The sequence below is a fragment of the Bdellovibrio sp. HCB-162 genome, from assembly GCF_047344985.1.
Taxonomy (GTDB): Bacteria; Bdellovibrionota; Bdellovibrionia; order Bdellovibrionales; family Bdellovibrionaceae; genus Bdellovibrio.
The window spans coordinates 3736610-3756602 of record NZ_CP178861.1; the positions used below are offsets into that span (position 1 = coordinate 3736610).

The window sequence follows — 19993 nt, forward strand, 5'->3', positions numbered from 1 at the left end:
TAATCTGAGACGTGCGTCCACGTCTTAAGTCTAGGTTTGCACGCTTTTTAGACAGTCTTCTAAAGTTCGTCTACTTTCTTGACGATAAAAGAATCGACACTTTTTACGTTCACTGAAAGGAACTGATTTATGATTAATTGGGATGAGTTTGAACATATACATGTGATCAACAAGCTCAAACAAATTCTCAGCGCGTGGTGGAACATTGACGTTGTCTTCACGGACGAGCGTGGAATGTTGAAAGGATATGATTCTGATAAAATCACATTCAACAACCCAGCTATCAACGCTCTTGTTAAAAAAGAAGCAGGACAAGCAAGCATTGCAGAGCTTGTAACTAAATCACTTGATGATCTTCGCACTTCACAAAATCGTTTCAGCCTTCGCAAGTGGGACATGGTGGGTTTTGATGTTGGTGTCTTCCCTATCATGATCGAAAATGACTGCGTAGGAACTGTCGTTGCTATGGGCTTCTTCCGTGAAGCGAACTTCACAGCTCGCATGAGCGAAATCCGTGAGCGTCTAGCCGCTTTCGGCATGTCCGGTGAAGTGATTGAAAAATGTTTGGGCAAATTGAAATTCTTGGACGATCAAGAACGCGCTCACTTCAATGAGCTTTGCGAACTTGTGGCTCAAGAGATCGTGACTCTTCACTTGGAAATCTCTTCTCGTGAAGACCGCATCAAAGAATTGAACAAAGAACTTGGCAATCGTTTCAAGTACGACAACATGATTGGTAAATCTAAACCAATGCAATCGTTGTATGCGCTTCTTGATAAAATCAAAGGTGCGGATTCAACAGTGTTGGTCCAAGGGGAAAACGGTACTGGTAAAGAGTTGATTGCAAAATCAATCCACTACAACTCAAACCGTAAAGACAAACCTTTCGTTATCCAAAACTGTTCTGCATTCAATGACAACCTTTTGGAATCAGAACTTTTTGGTCACGTGAAAGGATCGTTCACAGGCGCCTTGAAAGACAAAAAAGGTCTTTTCGAGATGGCTGACAAGGGAACTTTCTTCCTCGACGAGATCGGGGATACGTCTCCACAAATGCAAGTCAAACTTCTTCGCGTATTGCAAGAAGGTACGTTCATGCCAGTCGGTGCGACAGAGTCCAGAAAAGTAGACGTGCGTATCGTAGCGGCGACAAACCGCAACCTCAAAGAGATGGTTGAGCAAGGTACATTCCGTGAAGACTTGTATTACCGCTTGAACGTTATCAACATCCGCGTTCCGCCTCTTCGTGAGCGTAAAGAAGATATTCCATTCCTTGTGGATTTCTTCTTGAACAAAATCCACGATCAACAAGGTGGACCAAAACGCCAAATCACAAAACGTGCTTTGGAAAAGTTGTACGACTATCCATGGCCAGGTAACGTGCGTGAATTGCAAAATGAAATCGAAAGACTTTGTGTTCTTTCCGGCGACGAAACAAAATTGATGGCAGAACTTCTTTCTCCAAAAGTTTTGGAAGCCGGCGAAAAGAATAAAGTTCAAGGTTCCCGTTTGCAGGGTAAGTTGAAAGACGCGTTGGAAGATCTTGAGCGTGAAATGATCCGCGAGGGTCTGCGCCGCACAGGTTGGAACAAATCCAAACTTGCCAAAGAGCTTGGTATCAGCCGCGCGGGTCTTATCATGAAAGTTGAAAAATACGGTCTTGATAAGCGTAAGCTTGCTAGATAACAGCCAAATATAAAAACAAAAATAGAAAGCACGAGTCGAAAGATTCGTGCTTTTTTATTGTCCTCGTTGACCACGGTTTTATTTATGGTCAAAAAAATTCTTCTCTCCTACAATTAAAACCTTCAAGGAGTTCATTCTATGAAGGTGCAAATTCAACGCAGCATAAATATTGAAAAACCAAAACAAACAGTTTTCGACATCATTGCAGATCTTAAGCAATGGAATACTTGGTCTCCATGGATGCAAAGCGAGCCAACAGCAAAAACTCAATTCTCGGGAATTTCTGGCCAGGTAGGGCAAACTCAGTCCTGGGAAGGCGAAGTTATTGGTTCGGGTCGAATGACAATTGTCGATCTTCAAAAGAATCAGCTTATGAAAATGAATTTGGAATTCTTCACTCCTTGGAAAAGTTTTGCAGAAGCCATTTTTGATATTAAGGAAATTTCCGCCCAACAATGCAAAGTCACTTGGACGATGAATTCAAATCTTCCCTGGTTCATGTTCGCCTTTAAAAACATGATGGCAGCCTATATTGGAAATGATTTTGAGCGTGGATTAAAGATGCTAAAAGAATATGCGGAAACCGGTGCCGTTGTTTCACGATCTATCTATCAAGGTGAAAAAGAACTTCCGGGCTTTCAAGTTATTGGTAAGAAAACGACAAGTAAAATTTCAGACCTTGGCACAACCATTCGCTCCGATTTTGAAGATATGAACAAGCGTCTTCAAAGCGGCGAACTGACTCCTCCTGATGGCATCGTGACTTTAAGTCATAAACATGACATTCCTCACGGCACTTCCGTATTCACGGCAGGGTATATTTATAAATCCAATCAAACTCCAAAAGTTCCCGGAGATTTTGAAATAACACAAATTCCAAGTCACAAGGCCCTTGTCGTTGATTACTATGGACCTTATCGCAATATCGGAAATCCTTGGTCGATGATCGTCAGCTACCAACGTGGCAAGAAAAAGAAGGTCGCTAAGAGCGTTCCGATGTATGAGCTTTATAAGACGATGCCTGACGGTCGCCCTGAAAAAGACATCCACACGCAGATCACTTTACCTATTAAATAGCGGGTGCCCTTTTGGGCTCCCCACCCTAAAGAAATTACCGATGTGATCGAAATTTAGCGGTTTTTTACGGGGTCCAGAAGAGATCATTTTTTAAACACGCAACACGCTTAACTCCCCAAAATCACATGATAATCCCTAGGGCGACAAATCTTGGCACTACTCTTGTATTAAGGGTCTGTGTGTTAAGGGGATACGTGGTTTATGCAGAACTCAACATTGGATAGCTCATTCGTAAATCGACTGAAGCAAATTCTCGCCAGCCGCTATGGGAAGGGTTTACAGATTCGTCAGTTGATGGATCTGGCAGAGCTTGGAACTTCAGAAGATCCTTTCACGCGGGGGCGTGATCTTCATATTCCGATTCGTGTGAACGGATCGATCTTGGGCACCGCTGTTGTTCCCTCTGCCGATGACCTCAATGCAGAAAAACGCCAAGGTGTTACTCAACTTGTGCGCATGGTTTTAGAACCAGCGATGTACAAATGGTATCTGGATCAAAAGGAAGCCAACCTTGTGGAGCTCAACCGTGCTCAATTGAACTTGGATAATGTTCGTTTGTTCGGTGAAGATCCTCTTCCTTCTATTGATGATATTCTGAACGACAATCTTGAGGTCCTCAACGAAAGTCCTGAGGCTGAGTTGATCTCGCACTTGATTCATCTTGAAGGACGCTCTGAAAACACCAACAAAAAAGTCGCTTTGCAATTGCATGAATTAACGGGTCGTTGGGCTTTCGTCCCGTTTAACGATATCAAAGGTCAACTGCACTCGGCCCAAGACATCGCAAAAATGGGCGCGATGACAATCTTCGTAGAAAATGTTGAAAACCTAAATCCAGCAGAGCAAGAGCTTCTAATGGATTACATTGCAGAAGAGCGCTCTACCGAAGAACCTTTGTTGATTACAAGTTCTTTGAAGAATCTTGATGAACTTGGTAAATCGGCTTTGAATTCCAATTTAGTCGATGAACTTTCGGTGAATTGTTTTGAGGTCGATCGCGCACCTTTAACGACGCAAGGTCTTAAGGAAGTTTTGGAGTTGTTCTTCATGAAAGACTCCCCGATCGACGCCTAAAAGTTTAATCCTTGAAAATAGCATGAGTGTCTGTGAGAATTTTTCTTATGGTCACTCATGATGAATTTTTAAATCCATTTCTTACTCGCTCATTAAACTCCAACGCTTACAAAGTTTTTTCTTTGGCCGGAGACGCTTCCAACCGCCGTTACTACCGTGTGGTTTTGGATCATCAGTCTTGGGTTTTGATGCGCTGGGAACCATTCCAGCCTGAAAATTATCCGTTTCTAAGCGTTTTGAATCATTTTGCTAAAAATGGTGTTCATGTACCGCAAGTGATTGCGATGTCTCCGCAAGAAGGTTTGGTTTTGCTTGAAGACCTAGGAGACCTGACTTTGGAAAGAAAATTCTGGGAAAGCCAAAACCAGGAAGCCGCCACTGAGTTCTATCAAATGGCCGTTGATGAAATCGTTAAAATTCATCATCCGGCAACTTTGGATCAATCCGACTGCACAGCTTTTAAAATCAAATTTGATACTGAAAAATTCATGTGGGAAATGAACTACGGAAAAGATAATTTGCTTTCCGGAATTTTGAAGTTTCAATTTAACGACGCTTTAAACAAAGAAATGGCCAATATCTTTTTGGATATTTGTTCTCGCTTGGACAAAGAACCGAAACGCATTGCTCACCGTGACTATCACTCTCGCAATTTGATGATCAAACTTGATCAGATGAGCGTGATTGATTTTCAGGATGCACGTCTGGGGCCGATTCAGTACGATCTTGTCAGTCTTATGCGCGACTCTTATGTCGACATGAACGATGCAATGGCGAAAAACTTGATTAATTACTATTTGGAAAAATCTAAACAGTACTTGCCAAAGGATTTCTCTCGCGAGCATTTTGATCGCGTTTATGAATTGCAGTCTATCCAACGTTGCTTTAAAGCCTGCGGAAGCTTTGCAAGCTTCTATCATTTGCGTGAAGACCGTCGTTATTTAAAATATCTTTCAGGAACTCTTCGTCGAGTGATGAAGGCCATCAATGAATTCCCAGAGTATAAAACTTTTGCGGATGTCCTGATTGATTCCGGTGCTCTTGAAAGAAAGTACGAATCTTTATGAATGTAATGCTTCTGGCTGCGGGCGAAGGAACGCGTCTTCGCCCTTACACTGAGATTCTTCCTAAGCCAGCCATTCCTTTTTTAACAGTGCCCCTTGCGGCTCATTCGTTGAGTGCCTTGCGTGGTAACACGATTAACAAACTTGTTGTTAACACTTATCACCTTCCAAAAAAAATCCACGAACTTTTCCACACACTTCCTCACAAGGCACAAAGTCTGCATTTCTCTGATGAAGTGGGACAAATTTTAGGAAGTGGTGGCGGATTGGGAAATGCCCGCAAACATTTCATCGGTGGCGGCGATTTCGTCATGATGAATGCGGATGAAGTGATTCTTCCTAAAGATCCTCAAATTTTAAAAAAGGCTTTTGAACACCACAAACGCACGGGAGCCTTGGCGACAATCTTAGTGATGGATGATTCTCGCGTGGGAACACAGTTCGGCGGAGTGTGGGCTAATTCACAGAATAAAGTTCTTGGTTTTGGAAAATCTGCGATTTCTGGCGCACAAAAAGGTTGGCACTTTGTTGGTGTGCAAATTCTTTCTGAAAAAATTTTTGATTATATTCCACTCAGTGGTGAATCAAATATTTTATATGACGCTTTAGTGGCTGGAATTCAAAACGGAGATCTCGTCCAGGCTTTTCCTTTTGAATGCAGTTGGTTTGAAACAGGAAATCCAAAAGACTTTCTTGAGGCTTCTGAAAAGTGCTCTCAATATCTTTTAAGTCCTCAAGCCTCTTTCCAAAAAGAAGCCTTACTGGCAACGCTCAAGGATTTCGCTCCTGAAGCTGTTGAAGCAAAGATCCAAGGCAAAGCCCATCTTGTGATTTCTAAAAGTTCACAGATTGAAACCTCTGCACAAGTTGAAGGATTGTTAGTCTGCGGAAAAGGAAGTTCAGTTGGTGCAAATGCACGTCTTAAAAACGTGATTGTCGGCACCGGTGTCACGATTCCCGCAAACACCGAAGCCTCAGATAAAATGTTCTTATAGAAGAGAGGAAAAAGGTACCTGGTACCTTTTTCTTATTTTTGTAGAGCTAATTCTGCGTCAGTGTAGAAAGACTCTTGGCTTTCTTTCACTTTATATCGACGAGTCATCATCAAGAAGATACTGTCAGCAGCGACACCGATAGGTTCGCCATTGTAGTTCTTCTGCATACCCGCAAGACTTGAAGGATCACGATCAATACCGATTGGAGCAACCGCTGGGCCACCCGCCGCTACACCTGCTCCTGATTCATCAGCAGCACCGACGCCAGCTCCGGCGCCACCGCCGCCTCCGCCACCTTCCTCGTAGCCACTAGCTGTAGTGAGTGCGCCTAGTTTCATTTTTTCTGCTTTTGCGGCGGCTCTTTTTTGAATCTCTTCGTATGTTGCTACCGCGCCTGCGATGGCACCACTTGAAAATCCTGCCGCAGCCATTGCACCTTCTGATGCAAAGTCTGAAGGTTTATAAGATTTTCCATCAGGAGTTGTGATCTTTCCTAATTTCGCATCCACAATTCCAGCATCTTGAAGTTTTTTGATATTTGAACCCATGGCTTTAACACTAGGGTCTTTATTAATAGGATTATTTGGATCATTGATACCTGTTCCGTAGTCGTAAGGACTGTCACCGTAACCATTCGATTGATAACCTGTTAAACCGGCAGCTCCCGCCGTTTTTCCGTGCTGACCACTTTGGAGCATGGAAAGAATTCCTAAACCAGCAAGCATCGCTGCGGTTCCATAGTTTTGCGAAGCCGCCGCTGCCGCTGACATTGCAAACATCATCGCACCTGCCATCGCTTGCTGACCAGCTGCTCCTTTATTCGCACTCTGGGTTTGATCGGCACCTTGTTTTACTGAAGCGCCGTTTTGTGAAGAACCACTTGTTTCAACACCTTTAGAGGAAGTGCCTGTCGTAGTTGTCGTTGTGCCCGCGGCAAACAACACTGAAGGCTGTAAGGCCATTAGCAAAGCGATAGTGTATTTAATAATCGACTTCGTCATAACTTCGCCCCTTAATTATTCAACAAAGTGTTTTTGTTATCACGGTAGCGCTCTTTCACTTTTTCCCAGTTCGATTTGCCACCTTGTCCAGTTACTTCTTTTGTCCATGCTTGTTGACCCGCAGCTTTGTTCGGATCTTTTGCGCCGCCAGGAAGATAGGCGCGGTATTTTTCGTTGCTGCTACCGCCACCATAAGCACCCCAAGAACCGCCGCCGCCACCGCCGCCAGTTCCACCTAAGATATTTGTATCAAGACCTTTTTTACCTGCAGATTCTTCACCGCGACCGCCAGCTCCGCCACCGGAACCGCCGCCACTTCCACCAAGACCTGCGCCGCCACCAGTAGGGGCGCCGATACCGCCTCCGTCTGCACTGCTAGGATTTCTTTCACCTAACTGCATACCGCCATCGCCACCACCAAGATTTGGTGTACCGGCTGAAGCAACGACATTGGATTTATCCGTAGCACCTGTCGCCACCTGACTACCCGCTGAGTTTTCGCCTACACCTGCAAGTCCCGTCGAACAACCCGCAGTTCTTGGACTTTTAAAACAGATACATTGTGGAGATTGAGGATTTTTACAAAGACATTCTTCCGTCTGTGCTTTCGCAGGATCCGAACACACGTCTGCAACTTGAGGAGTGTTGCTACCGTTGGATTGCTCTTCACACTGTTTACCTTGCTTGATGGAGTTAAGAAGTGAAGCAATACCTGCGAGACCTGAAGTTAGAAGCTGAGCGTATTTTTCTGTGCACAGTTTGGCTTTACCAGCCATGCTTTCTTCTTGTCCGGGAACTAGCTCTTTTGCTGCTGCCGAATCCAAAGATGCTAAAGCAGCGTTGTATGCTTTAGCTGCTCCAGGACATGTCGTATCATTAGGGTCAGGACAAGTCGCTTGTCCCGACTTTGCCTTCTGCATTTTCTCAAGGCCTTTTCTCGCACCAACACAAGAAAGACCACAGCCTGCTTTCATAGTTCCGCAAGCCGCTGTATAAGCAGTCATGGCAGCCTTCGCAATATCCATTGCATTCGCAAAACCGCTACATTGGTCTTTGACAGCTGCCCCACCTAATGTAGACAAGATAGTGTTAAGTGTCGTGATACCTGTAAGAATATTGGGGCTCAAATGCTCCAAGCACGCATTTGCTGCGCCAGCGTGTCTTGAAACACAACTTTCTTTAGTCGGTTTGTATTCGGCGTATTCTTTGGTAATCAACTCATAAGTCGGCGTTACCATTGTCGCCGACATTCCTTTTGCTTGTTTTAAGGAATTGATAGCGTTATCCATAGGAGCATCATCAAGTTTTTTTCCAGAGCTATCGTTACCTGTCGGTCCACCTTTAGAAGTATCTAGACCTGCAGGCGCTCCACCGCCACCGCCTGGATCATTCGCAGAGGTTCCATCCTTTGGCGCATTGACCACTACACCATCTTTACTATCTTTATCTTGGGCAAAGATATGAATTGGAGATAAGGAAAAAGAAATGACTGTCAACGCAAGCGTGAGTTGTTTAGAAATGACCCTAATCATAAAGATTCCCCTATGTCTCACTTTTCGGACAAAAGTCGACGAGTCTTGAATAATATTTTTGCGTCTCGGAATGAGACGCTCTAGAGGGAATAAATTAGAATTCGTTGTCTGGAGGAGGCGGATTGAGAAGAGTTCCGTTCACACCATCACCACCGATGTTACGAATTTCTGATCTTAGATAATCCGATGAAATCAACTTCACAGAGTAACCCACGGAGCCACCCATCGCGCAGTTCCCAGATGTTGGAACTTCAACGTCGGCATTAGGATTTCCTGAATTCGCGCCTTTTGGATAAGTTTTGCATTTTCCAAACTTGTTGGTATCTAAACTATAATCCATCAAACTTTGCGGAGCCCAACCTGTTAAAGCATGTTCCCACTGCTTGGAGATATAAGTCAGTTTCGATTCTATATCGACAAAGTTGCGAAGATGACCGCTGTTTTTCACAACAGTATACTGGTCCTTCACGCTGAATTCATCGTAGTTCACGCCGCCAACTTTACCGCCACCCTTGTGAGTACCAAGATCTCCTAAAAATTCTCTCGAACCTAAAGCTGGAGGACCTTGCGTGTAATAACCTGCACCCGGTCCCTTCAGGAACCCATCTTTGATTCGCTTATAGTAAGTTTGATAAAAGTTTGGTTGAATTGAGTAATAAGCAAAATCAAACGCATCAGGCAAAACGGCGCTCATTTCTAAGTCACGCATTCCCGATGGAGTATTCTTTCCCGAATCCCACGCCATGATGTCTTGTGTGTCATCTTTGCGATAAAAGTTAAATGGCAAGTGTCTCCAGTGTTCAAAGTTAGGAGCTGAGTCGCCGTAATAAACACCATTAGGATCAGGAATAGGAGGATTGTAATTGTTTGAACCCTGCCACAAAGGATCGAGCTTATAAACTGCTTGTCCATATTGGAACAAAGCACGTCTACTTTTCAACCCCCACTGATCGCCAATAAAACGACTGTAGTTTGCAGCGCGAGATGGATCGGCTGGATCTCCAATATTTCCGACATCAATAACTCGCGGTGGGATATTCGGGTCCAGCTGACTTGATCTTGCCAACTGATCCGAACCTTTGCTCGGAACTTGTTTTGATCGCCAAGTTCTACCAACCCATGGACCAATTCTTCCGCCGAAGGGTTTATAGAAAGCTCGCGCTTTTAGCGTTACGGCTCCGAAAGGAGAGAATGGAATATTTGGTTGTGTCGTCGCTGAAACTCCGACATAGGCCATACAATACGGATTCTTTTCCACACCCACTGAGAAATTATAAGGACTTTCTAATGGTGGTGCAGCAACACGAATAAATTCAGCAATCTCATCAATCTCGGAAGCGAAAATAGTATTTTTATAGTGCGTCGGCTTATTATCTTTTTGCAGCATCATCTTTTTCGGACGAATCGTATTTGAAGCACCTTCACAGACAGTATCTACATAGACAAAACCCGGAGCAATTTTTATTGGAACCAACCACTTCGGCGGAGCACCGGATTGAACGCCAGATTTATTACAGTTTGGATTTCCAAGAGAGTTATAAACTTCAAAAGTTTCATTTTTTTTCATGGAATCAAGATTCGCTGAAGTCAGATTGTTGAATAGCGTCTTTTTGATTCCTTCACGAACACTTTGACCATCGATATCATAAAAGTCAGCTTTAGGATCGTCGGGACTCATCGCTCTTGCGAGATAGTTGATGAACTCCATACGACTAGCTTGGTCAATATTATAACCAACTACAAAGCTACCTAAAATTTTATAGTTGAATGATCCAAAGTCTCTGCAACGCTCAAAGGCTTTACTTCGCATTTGTTCGGACAATGTTCGAACAGATCTACTCACGTTAGGTAAGTCGATGAAAACAGGAGGCGGCGTGAAAATTTTAATTCCGCTGAGGTTCTTCAGTGATTTACAAGTATTCTCTTCGGGAGGCATTGGCTTGAACGGGATATACGTGATGCAGAATGCAGGCGCATTATAAAAATCTTCCGCCGACATATTGATGCCGTCTTCATCACTTCCTTTGAGGCCTCTTGTCACTTTATCAAAGGGATGTTCCTCGAAATCCCCGGCACTTCCCAACATACGGTAACGCCAGGTTAATAACTTCCAACTTTGACGAATTTGATAATTAGTGTGAGCAACGACGTTCATGCCTTCGGCTTGCTTCATCGCTCCATAGTAGGCTGCAAGATCCACAGAATTTTGCAGATTGATTTTGTGATGCACTAACAAGCCGACGTTGATAACCATCGCAAAGAATAAAAACAAGATTTGGAAAATCAAAGCGATGAAAAGAGCGACTTGCCCTTTGCGGTTGTTAAGATTCTGCGTAAATGTGCTTCGTTTGTTCAACATCTGTGTTTAAACATTCTCTCGTAGGATTGCTCTTGAGGCAACAACTCGACCTCTAAAACTTTGACTTGTTCTATAGTGAGATGACAGACTTTTGGACATAGTTCTACGAAGGGAACTCGACGATGGTCCGATTCATGCTCGCCTTGCTTATCAGTTTTTCCGTGTTGGGAGCTTCAAGCGCTCACGCGGATATCTTGTTTGAGGGGTATTCCAAAATTCTCTCGGGAGAGCAACATATTGGTTACGTCATCAGCCGCTATGAATTCGACGCCAAAAAGAAACAATTCATCTCTACCTATTTCCTAAAAACCGGGAAAGGTCCCACGGAAATCACAGAAAGTTTAAAAGCCTATGCTGATGCCGAGCTGGGTCCCATTTCTTATGAGTATACGACGCTAGCGGGAAAAGAGAGCAAAACGATTGACGCAAAATTCAAAGCAGGAAATTTAAGCGCCGTCGTAAAACATAATGGCAAAATTCAACGCATCGAAAAGAAAGTTCCTAAAGGAACATTCCTTTCTACTTTCCTTGTCTATTTAATGTTGAAAAGTAAAGAAGGCTTGAAATCAGAAACGAATTACGAGTATCAAGCTATCGCTGAAGAAGATGCCGCAATCTACAAAGGCCAGGCTCTTGTTGGAAAAGAAGAAACATTCAACGGATTTAAGGTCTTTAAAATTCTTAACACTTTCAAAGACATTAAATTCTTAAGCTACGTCAATGAACGCGGTGAAGTTCTTGGCACAAATGCCATGGGCCAAGGGATCACGACAGAACTTGTAGGCACACCTTCGGAAGCTACAACGGGACTTCCTTATAGTCCGACACTTTTGAAAACTCTTTTTGGTTCTGTTCCGGAAGGACAAGCCAATGTCGTGGTTAGATCAGCAAAATTAAAAGAAGCTGAATCAAAAGCACCAGCCCCATCCAAACAAATGGGAGTCCCTCAAGGACAAGGAATCATTCTTAAAGCTCAACCTGAGAAAGCGGATAGTAAAGGACACTAAGCATGAGCATGAATCACATCATTGGTCAGCATTTCTTCATCGGCGTTTCTGGACACGCTCTGACTGCTGACGAAAAGAAATTCATCGTAGAAAACAACATCGGCGGCGTTTGTCTTTTCGGACGAAATGTCGCAGACCCAAAACAAGTTCACGATCTGTGCGCGGAAATTCAATCTCTTCGTCACAAGCAAGTTGATAAAGCTCCCCTTTTCATCGGCATCGATATGGAGGGCGGACGCGTTCATCGCTTAAAGCCGCCTTTCACTGTGTGGCCACCACTGCGCACACTTGGCGACCTTGATGCACCAACAGTTTCTTTCCATTTTGCGAATAAAATGGGACAGGAATTAAAATCGGTTGGTATTAATTTGGATTTTGCTCCCTGCGTGGATGTATTCACAAATCCTGCAAACACTGTGATCGGTGACCGCTCAATCAGTTCAGATCCAGAGATGGTGGCTAAACATGCTTCCGCTTTGGTTCGCGGTTACATCAAGTCGGATATCATCACGTGCGCAAAACACTTCCCCGGTCACGGCAATACCGTCATTGATAGCCACGAAGATCTTCCGGTCGAAAATGTCGATATGGCTCGCTTGGAATCTTGCGAATTGATTCCGTTTAAAAAAACATTCAAAGCCCGCGTCGACATGGTCATGACTTCGCATATTAAATTCCCGAAAATTGATCCTGAGTGGCCCGTGACTTTGTCAGAAACTTTCATACAAAAAATCATCCGTGACGAGTGCCGCTACCGTGGTTTGATCATCACTGATGATTTGGGAATGAAAGCCATGACAAAACACTATGGAATTGAAGAAGTTCCTGTGCGCGCTCTGAAGGCCGGCGTTGATTTGCTTTTATATTGCAATGATCCTGAAGTGCCACCTCAAGCTTTCGAAGCCATTCTTGAAGCGACAGCGCAAGGCTCTTTGCAAAAAACAGATTTAGAAGCGAGCTACCGTCGCATCATGGATCTTAAAAAAGCAAAGCTCACACAACCTGATCCACTTCCGATGTCTGAAGTCGTCAACATCGTAGGACACCCTGACCATCTAAAAATCGCCTCCGCGATCGCCAATGGTCAAATCCCCGACGGTCTTCTTCCGGAATAGAACTGACAATCGCCCGAACAGGTCTGTAGTTATTTCAGACCTACCCAAACCCATCTGCAACTGAGGGCCATCTTGAGTGGCCCGGGAATTGATAATGCATCTCCTGATATCACAGGAGTACCTATGGGTTTTAATATGGACGACGACAAGTCAAACAATAAGGATCAGCTGAGTCTTTTCGACTTTCAGATGCCCAAGGCCGACTTCGTTCCTGCGAAAAAAGAAGAGGGTTCTGCAGCCATTGATTTTGATGTTTGGATGATGGCCCACCGAGAACCTGAACAAAGCAAGACATCTCGCTTTATGACTGTTTCTGCCGTTGTTCATGCGGCGGCGATTTTGTTAATCGCTATGATGACAGTTCCTCTTGTTGAACAAGCCAAAACTGAAACGATCACAATTGAAATCGAAGACGTGAAACCTCCAGTAAAAATGGCGCGTGGTGCACCTGTGCCGCCAACTCAAGGAGGAACGCCAGTTAAAGAAACGACTCCTGTTGTTGAGAAGCTTGAAGATGCTGGCAGCCCTAACGACGTTATTGTCGCAAAACCAAAAGCCACTTCCAAAGCTGTCGCAAAAGCGAAGGCAGCGACTCCGAAAGCCAAAGCCTCTGCAAAGGTCGCAGCTCACGCAACTCCGAAGGCAGGCGTTGCGAAAACGGCAGGAAGAAGCATTGCTCCTAAAGCGACAATGAAAGCGGTTCCGATGACCATCGATGACATCGATGCTCCAGAACTTGATGAAGGCGAAGTGGCCAACGCTAAAGTCGCTTCGCAAATGAATGAAGATTTTAACGAAGACTTTGAAAACATCGATAACTCAAGAAGAGCGGCTCTTGAAAAAGAAAAGAAATCCATGGATGCCATGGCGGCAGCTCTTGCTGCTGAACAAGACGAAAATCTCAACGCTCTTGATGAAGCGAACAAAGAAGAAGCTTCTCGTTTAGCAGCAGCGCAGGATTCTTTGCGCAAGAAAAATGCCAACGCCATTGCTTCTGCACTTGCCTCTGAAAAAGCGGCGGCCGCAGCAACTGCGCGTGAAGCCGCGGCTCGCGAGGCAGCGGCAAAACGTGCAGGTCTTGGTGGAAACGGAAATGGTCTTGGTACTAAAGAAGGTTCCGGCGCAGGCAATACAGGATCTCAAGGCCCAGGAACTCAAGTAGCAGGAATGCCGCAAGGAGTTCGCAGCCTTGATCAACTTCGTCAGATGCCGGGAAACCCGCGCCCACAGTATGATCGCGAAGAGCGTCGTCGTGGTGACCAAGGTAAAGTGGCCTTTGTTGCTTACATCAGCAAAGAAGGCTACCCAAGTCAGTTCCGTATGATTTCATCGACGGGATTTAGAAACCTAGACGCAAAAACTTTGGCCGCTCTTAAAAAATGGCGCTTCTATCCAGGACAAGAGGGATGGGTTGAACTTCCATTCCGTTGGGACTTAAAAGGCGGAATTCAAGAAGACGGCGGATTGTTACGCCGAAGTGTAAGCCGTCGCTAATTAAAAAACTTACTTCATATAAGTGACACTATAGAGGGACTCTTTGAGTTCCTCTTTTGTTATCCAGATATTACCTTGTTCGCAGCGATTGCGAAACTTTGGATAGTAAGTGGAACAATCACTTCCCCACGTATTGCGAATCAAGTAATGGCATTGACCTTTGATCATACGACGAGCGGCAATGACGCTTGAATGATCGGCGTGCCTGTTGTCTCCTCCTTCATCGGGAGGCATGATCGAATAGGCGTTGTAACCAATCGCTGACACACGACCATTTTCTAATGCTGAATCAATCGTCGCAAAAAGTTTTGCAGCACCTTCGTCTTTGGTGATCTCCCCTTTTTTTATTTTCTCTTCGTACTGCGCAAGATCGTCACCGAACTTCACCATTACAGGAACTAAAGGGACAGGCCAAGGTTTGCGGTGACAGCGCTTATCCAGTTCCGTTTCATAAACATCGGCCATGGCCACAGAAAGTGGATCGACGATTGCTGAAGTAAAATCTGTTTGCGGGCGAAACAAGGGACATCGATTGACGTCTTGGTAGCTTTTATTTTTTTTATAGTGTATACGCGCGATGTTTTTTAAAAACTGTGTCTGATTTTTTTCGGTGGACGGAAAATTCTTTTCCGCACACATGCCTTTAGAATTCGCAAGCATGATTGTCGTGTCTTCTTGCCCGCCTGTATCTGTAAGACCCGCTGAATTTAGAATGTTTTTTGGATCGTACTTTCCCGCAGCCTCTTTACGATGTGTCTGCACGCGGTTGTAGAAATCTGGATTTTCCTGCAAATAATTTTTCACTTCAGGTTGCGAAGAGTTTTCGAGTTGATAAGGGTCCGCCAGAATGAACGTCGATGCGATGTCGGTAGCAGAAACTCTTTGTTTTACTCTTTGAGAAATAAGATCGGCTGAGGTGTAAGCAAAACACCAGCTAAGGTCTCCTTGGTCGCGATTAGGACCCAGCTCAGATCGATAATCGATGCTGGAACACGACTCTTTAGCGTGAGCGATGGAGATAAAAAAACTAAGAACGATCAGAAAAGCCTTCATATACCAAAGACTTATCGGATTCTGAGAAGAGGACTTTAAGAATCAGGGAAACAAAAAAAGCCCTTGGGAGCGACCCAAAGGCTTATCTAAGTACTTAAAATCAATAAGCAATTAGTCTTTAAAAAGCACTTTCGCAGACTTAGTAGTGCCTTTAGTGCGCACAGCTGCTTTACGCTTTTTACCGCTAGTAGATTTTTTCTTTTCGCGGATGTATTCAAGTTTTTTTGTTTTAGAAGCCATGGTCTCTCCTGAGTTTTTAACGGAACGAGTTAATTATCAAAACGGAATCTCCAAGTCAACCGAATGGCGGTAATCTCCCGAGATTTGCGGATTTCCCTGATAAGCGTAGTTTAAAGCGAATCTAGGGCCTTTAAAACCCACTCCCGCAGTAATTAGTTCCCTTTTTTCGTCCGTGTCGTTGGAATACCCGAAGCGAGTAATAATAAATTGGTTCACGTAGGTCTCGATCCCGGCCATATAAATCGACTCGGAAGTGGCATCCAGGCGGAAGCGCACCATGGCCTGGTAGATATAATTAAATCCTCCGCCCACGGAAGTTTTTGGGCGAAAGGCTTCCGGGATGTCCTTGTTTTCTCCAAAAACATTGTAAACAACCAAGGCCCAACCGATGTGGGACTTTGGAGTATAGATCAGACCCAAATCCCCGTTTACTTGACGATAAGAAGAGTTCGGCAGTTTGAATTCAAAGTAGTGACCCGTGATTCCGAAAGCCCATTTATCCATAACGAATTCTGCAAGCGACATGTTGATATCGCTGAACTTCAACTCCCCTTGTGGAACGTCAGATTTCTTTTGTACGTAGCCCAAAGCGGCTGGCAAAAAACTTTCCGGCGAGTTGTCACTCAACGTGATTGCCAATTCGTCTTTGGCAAATGACGAAAAAAGATAATGGCCTTTTAAGTGCACCAAAGTTGCTGGATTCAAGAATGAAGCATCGCCTGCTTCCACCGCCGCACGTCCAGTTCCGCCCGTTGCTGCCGAGATTGAGGAATTATAAACTTGGGCCGACGCTGCGTTCACGATAAGATAAACAAATAAAAAAACAGGAAGTTTTTTAATTAAGCTCAAAGGATGGGGCATGACTTTTCACCTCGCAAGTATCGTGAGTGCGTTTCTTTTAGCATTCACATCCTACCAATCGGTCCACGCCGGAGCCAACACTTTTACTGCTAAACCTGTACGTCTTGGCGACAACCTTCTTTCTATTTTGCGCCAACAAGGATTTTCAGAAAAACAACGCGAACAAGTTCTCGCTTCCGATAAAGGCCTTCGCAATTTATTTCTCACTCTCGATACTCGATATCTTGTCAGAAAATCCGGTAACGAAGTTGAACTTCGCATGTTTGATTCGCAAACTTCAGCAGCTTTCCGCATTCTTAAAAAAGGAGCGAGCGTTCAAGCGGGCGCTTATAAACCCAACTACAAAACAACTCACGCTCGCATTGACGGTCGCGTGTATGGTTCGCTTCTTGGCAGTGTGCTTGCGAAAATAAACAGTAATTGGGTGGCGACTCGGTTTATGGATGCCTACGTTTTTGATATGGCTTCATCGCGCGATGTGGCTCGCGGCGCACGCTTTTGGTTTACGGTGGAAAAGAAATATGAAGCTGGTCAGTTTGTAAAATATGGTGAGGTTCTGCAGACTTCGCTAGAGATCGACGGTTCTCCAGTTCAAAAAAAGTTTGTTCGTTATAAAGATGGCGGTGTGTTTTTCAGTGCTCAGGATTTGATAGAAGATCGCCCCTTCTTTGCACCGGTTGAATACATCAAAGTGGCCAGCCGCTTTAAACCCAATCGCCTTCACCCGATCACCGGCCGCTTGCAACCGCATTTAGGAATTGATTTTGAGTTGCCCGTGGGTGAACCCGTTTTTGCCCCTCGCAAAGGAACTGTTGTGCGCTATGGGCACAATCACGCCGCTGGAAACTACATCGTGCTTTTGCATTCCAACGGCATGGAGACAGCCTACAATCACCTTTACCGCATCGATAAAAAAATTCGTCAGGGTCTGAAGGTCAACGTCGGAGAAAAAATTGCGGAAGTCGGTTGCACAGGTTACTGCACTCGCGCGCATTTGCATTTCGCAGTAAAGAAAAAGGGTCGCATGGTCGACCCTATTAAATACATCAAATCTTATCCGCCACAGATGGAGCGCCTTTTAGAAGAGCGCGTGGCTAGTAATTAATCACGAGTACAAACAGTTACGAAGTGCAGACACTTACTTGTTGGTGTAGCGCCACCGTAGCTACCGTTCGGACGGAAGCATTCTTTTGATAAATCATATTCGACTTCGGCAAAGCCTTTGGCAGCAAGGTTTTCTTCTTTGTAGCAAGAAATACCGTTTTTAGGAACAACGCAACCACGCAGAGGATTTACATCCCATTGATCAGCACGCAAATGGCGGCGCATGATGCTAAGTTCAGTGCGCACATTGGCATCCTTCATTTGAGCATATGTAAGAGCGGGACAAAGTGACGCCGCATCTTGAGAGCGAATCACCGCATATTTTCTATTGCAGTTCCAATTTTTTGCCCCAACACCTGGCGAGGCCAAGTCAGTCTCAATCACTTGCGCAAGAGTGCGATTTGGATTTGTCGAAGCGTTGGTTCCTGGTAGAGGAGTAAATGTAAGACTATAACCCTTACCATAAGCCGTTTTCACAGGATAAGCGCTGCTTGGTGAACGCACTTTATAAACTTCTTCAGCATTCGTCGGCATATATGTCAAAGCCAGAATACCTGCACTCATAAAGATATTGCGGAACTCTTCCGCCAATTCTTCGCTGGCGTTAAAGCTGATTCCTGAATCCATCACACGCTGCTCTGGTGAGAACGGGAAATAGTTTGCCGTCACACCTTTTTGAACTTCGTTGTTTTGATTTGCCGTCAAGAAAGAATCCATCACCAACGCATCAGTGAGAGTTCCCACCATCGGAATAATATCAGACCACAAAGTCACTTGACTGTTTGTCGTGTAAACATCCGTCAGACTGTTTTTCACACGGATACCCACTGTAGGAACAGCACCCGCATTTGCAGGTGAATCTTGCAAAAACTCTTTGTATTGATTCAACGACAAAGACGTCGCTGGATAAACTGGTTTGAAGTTTTGATCAGCATAATCAAAGAACTCATCTTTGATTTTGATCCCGCCCGTCGTAAAGGCACCCGCTTGCAAAGACGTAAATGCTTTATTGTTGCGAAGATGAGTTTCAGCACAAGAGTTATAAGTAATTGTGTCAAAGCCCGCATCGTACGCAAAAGGAATGCTCGACACTTTTGAGGCCGTAGTTGTGCCATATTTGGCAGATAACGCAGCATCTGACGTGCCTGCGCTTAGAGTGCTATCCAATTCAGAATCGAATCCTGCCTTACCGCAGTTTTGAAACGACACGACAAGAATAAAGGAGGCAACAATGCCGCTGGCGGCTCGCCATGTCGTCTTATTCAAACGTACTTTCATGGAATCTCCCCTAAACACTAGACTACCATCTCCTTTTCGGCAGATTCACAAAAAACCACAGACCTTCTCACACTGAGACACCCTTGATGTTCCCTAAGAGAATCCATAGCCCCCGTCGTTAAGTGTTGTCTTAGAGTGAAACGTCTGAGATTTATTAAGTATGTCGAAGATTAAAAAAGCCATCATCCCAGCCGCTGGTCTAGGCACTCGCTTTTTGCCTGCCACCAAAACAGTTCCTAAGGAGATGCTCACTATTGTGGACGCTCCGATCATTTTGTACGTGGTTGAAGAGGCCGTTCAAGCGGGCATTGAAGATATCGTTCTGATTGCCGGTCGTGGAAAGCATGCAATTGAAGATTTTTTTGATACTTCTTACGAGCTTGAAGACAAACTGGCTAAAGACGGCAAAGAAAAACTTCTTGAGCGCGTTACAAAAATTCGTGAAAAAGCCAACATCATCAGCATTCGTCAAAAGCAAGCAATGGGCTTGGGTCACGCCGTTCTGTGTGGTCTTCCCATTATTGGAAAAGAGCCTTTTGCCGTTCTTCTGGGCGATGAAATCACGATGGGTTTCCATGGTGAACCGAATGTGACTTCTCAATTGGTCAGTTCTTTTGAAGAAACTGGCACTTCGACAATTTCCGTGATGAAGGTCTCTGAAAAAGATGTTTCAAAATACGGAATCGCAGAAGTTGAAGAAAATCCGAAAGGTTTTTTCAAGGTCACATCTTTGATTGAAAAACCAAAACCAACGGAGACAAAAAGCCGTTGGGCTTTGCCGGGCCGCTATGCCTTCGACAATGGCATCATGGATATTCTGCACTCAGCGAAACCGACTTTGAATGGAGAAATTCAACTGACGGACAGTATGAAAGTTCTTTGTCAGTCCAAAGGACTGAATGCGATGACTTTCTCTGCAAAACGCTATGATGCCGGCGATAAAATCGGTTATCTTCAAGCCAATATCGAACTGGCTTTGCAAAATCCAGAGTTAGGTGCGGATCTTAAAAATTACATCCTGCACTTAGCGCAGAATTTGAAATAGGAAAATCC

The 19993-nt window shown here is 44.6% G+C and carries 17 protein-coding genes; 10 read left to right on the top strand and 7 right to left on the bottom strand.

Features of this window, described 5'->3' with window-relative positions:
- Nucleotides 1-129: 129 nt before the first annotated feature.
- The 5 genes from ACLSSO_RS18045 to ACLSSO_RS18065 all read left to right on the top strand — a co-directional run bounded on the left by ACLSSO_RS18045 (nucleotide 130) and on the right by ACLSSO_RS18065 (nucleotide 5896).
- Nucleotides 130-1686 carry a sigma-54 interaction domain-containing protein gene (locus tag ACLSSO_RS18045; RefSeq protein ID WP_295902487.1) on the top strand — a complete coding sequence of 519 codons (1557 nt, stop codon included), beginning with the start codon at nucleotides 130-132 and terminating at the stop codon, nucleotides 1684-1686.
- Nucleotides 1687-1824: 138 nt separating this feature from the next.
- Entirely contained in the window at nucleotides 1825-2763 is a 939-nt protein-coding gene (locus tag ACLSSO_RS18050; protein WP_413943651.1) for an SRPBCC family protein, read from the top strand.
- Between the two features lie 201 nt (nucleotides 2764-2964).
- Nucleotides 2965-3837: a hypothetical protein gene (locus tag ACLSSO_RS18055; RefSeq protein WP_413943652.1), complete on the top strand. Its 873-nt coding sequence runs from the start codon at nucleotides 2965-2967 to the stop codon at nucleotides 3835-3837.
- 32 nt (nucleotides 3838-3869) lie between these two features.
- On the top strand, nucleotides 3870-4904 hold the full coding sequence (locus ACLSSO_RS18060; protein ID WP_295901411.1) for an aminoglycoside phosphotransferase family protein: 1035 nt from the start codon (nucleotides 3870-3872) through the stop codon (nucleotides 4902-4904).
- The gene (locus tag ACLSSO_RS18065; RefSeq protein WP_413943653.1) at nucleotides 4901-5896 is read left to right on the top strand and encodes a sugar phosphate nucleotidyltransferase; all 996 of its coding nucleotides are present in this window, start codon (nucleotides 4901-4903) and stop codon (nucleotides 5894-5896) included. Before ACLSSO_RS18060 ends, ACLSSO_RS18065 begins: the two co-directional genes overlap by 4 nt.
- A 32-nt stretch (nucleotides 5897-5928) precedes the next feature.
- Here the strand turns inward: ACLSSO_RS18065 and ACLSSO_RS18070 are convergent, their stop codons facing one another.
- The 3 genes from ACLSSO_RS18070 to ACLSSO_RS18080 all read right to left on the bottom strand — a co-directional run bounded on the left by ACLSSO_RS18070 (nucleotide 5929) and on the right by ACLSSO_RS18080 (nucleotide 10788).
- Nucleotides 5929-6897 carry a hypothetical protein gene (locus tag ACLSSO_RS18070; protein WP_295901418.1) on the bottom strand — a complete coding sequence of 323 codons (969 nt, stop codon included), beginning with the start codon at nucleotides 6895-6897 and terminating at the stop codon, nucleotides 5929-5931.
- 11 nt (nucleotides 6898-6908) lie between these two features.
- Nucleotides 6909-8429, bottom strand: coding sequence for a hypothetical protein (locus ACLSSO_RS18075; protein WP_413943654.1), 1521 nt, complete (start codon nucleotides 8427-8429; stop codon nucleotides 6909-6911).
- Nucleotides 8430-8523: 94 nt separating this feature from the next.
- Nucleotides 8524-10788, bottom strand: coding sequence for a Tad domain-containing protein (locus ACLSSO_RS18080; RefSeq protein ID WP_295901423.1), 2265 nt, complete (start codon nucleotides 10786-10788; stop codon nucleotides 8524-8526).
- A gap of 134 nt (nucleotides 10789-10922) precedes the next feature.
- Between ACLSSO_RS18080 and ACLSSO_RS18085 the strand changes: the two genes are divergently transcribed.
- The 3 genes from ACLSSO_RS18085 to ACLSSO_RS18095 all read left to right on the top strand — a co-directional run bounded on the left by ACLSSO_RS18085 (nucleotide 10923) and on the right by ACLSSO_RS18095 (nucleotide 14404).
- A complete protein-coding gene (locus ACLSSO_RS18085; protein WP_295901424.1) occupies nucleotides 10923-11795 on the top strand; it encodes a hypothetical protein in 873 nt (290 codons plus the stop codon).
- 2 nt (nucleotides 11796-11797) lie between these two features.
- A complete protein-coding gene (gene nagZ, locus ACLSSO_RS18090) occupies nucleotides 11798-12910 on the top strand; it encodes a beta-N-acetylhexosaminidase (RefSeq protein WP_413943655.1) in 1113 nt (370 codons plus the stop codon).
- A 123-nt stretch (nucleotides 12911-13033) separates the two neighbouring features.
- Nucleotides 13034-14404: an energy transducer TonB gene (locus tag ACLSSO_RS18095; protein ID WP_413943656.1), complete on the top strand. Its 1371-nt coding sequence runs from the start codon at nucleotides 13034-13036 to the stop codon at nucleotides 14402-14404.
- A gap of 9 nt (nucleotides 14405-14413) precedes the next feature.
- Here ACLSSO_RS18095 and ACLSSO_RS18100 read toward each other — a convergent pair whose 3' ends face one another.
- The 3 genes from ACLSSO_RS18100 to ACLSSO_RS18110 form a co-directional block, all read right to left on the bottom strand.
- Nucleotides 14414-15457, bottom strand: a complete 1044-nt coding sequence (locus ACLSSO_RS18100; protein WP_413943657.1) for a hypothetical protein — start codon at nucleotides 15455-15457, stop codon at nucleotides 14414-14416.
- A 111-nt stretch (nucleotides 15458-15568) separates the two neighbouring features.
- Nucleotides 15569-15697, bottom strand: a complete 129-nt coding sequence (locus ACLSSO_RS18105) for a hypothetical protein (RefSeq protein WP_295901433.1) — start codon at nucleotides 15695-15697, stop codon at nucleotides 15569-15571.
- Between the two features lie 36 nt (nucleotides 15698-15733).
- Entirely contained in the window at nucleotides 15734-16558 is an 825-nt protein-coding gene (locus tag ACLSSO_RS18110) for a hypothetical protein (RefSeq protein ID WP_295901435.1), read from the bottom strand.
- Here ACLSSO_RS18110 and ACLSSO_RS18115 point away from each other — a divergent pair.
- Nucleotides 16557-17663 (top strand): M23 family metallopeptidase, encoded by a 1107-nt coding sequence (locus ACLSSO_RS18115; RefSeq protein WP_295901437.1) that lies wholly within the window; start codon nucleotides 16557-16559, stop codon nucleotides 17661-17663. The two genes, ACLSSO_RS18110 and ACLSSO_RS18115, sit on opposite strands and share 2 nt — an antisense overlap.
- Here the strand turns inward: ACLSSO_RS18115 and ACLSSO_RS18120 are convergent.
- Nucleotides 17660-18940: a hypothetical protein gene (locus tag ACLSSO_RS18120; RefSeq protein WP_295901440.1), complete on the bottom strand. Its 1281-nt coding sequence runs from the start codon at nucleotides 18938-18940 to the stop codon at nucleotides 17660-17662. The two genes, ACLSSO_RS18115 and ACLSSO_RS18120, sit on opposite strands and share 4 nt — an antisense overlap.
- A gap of 160 nt (nucleotides 18941-19100) precedes the next feature.
- On the opposite strand from ACLSSO_RS18120, the gene galU reads away from it, so the two are divergent.
- Complete coding sequence (gene galU / locus ACLSSO_RS18125) at nucleotides 19101-19985, top strand: UTP--glucose-1-phosphate uridylyltransferase GalU (protein ID WP_295901442.1); 885 nt, start codon at nucleotides 19101-19103, stop codon at nucleotides 19983-19985.
- Nucleotides 19986-19993: the final 8 nt, after the last annotated feature.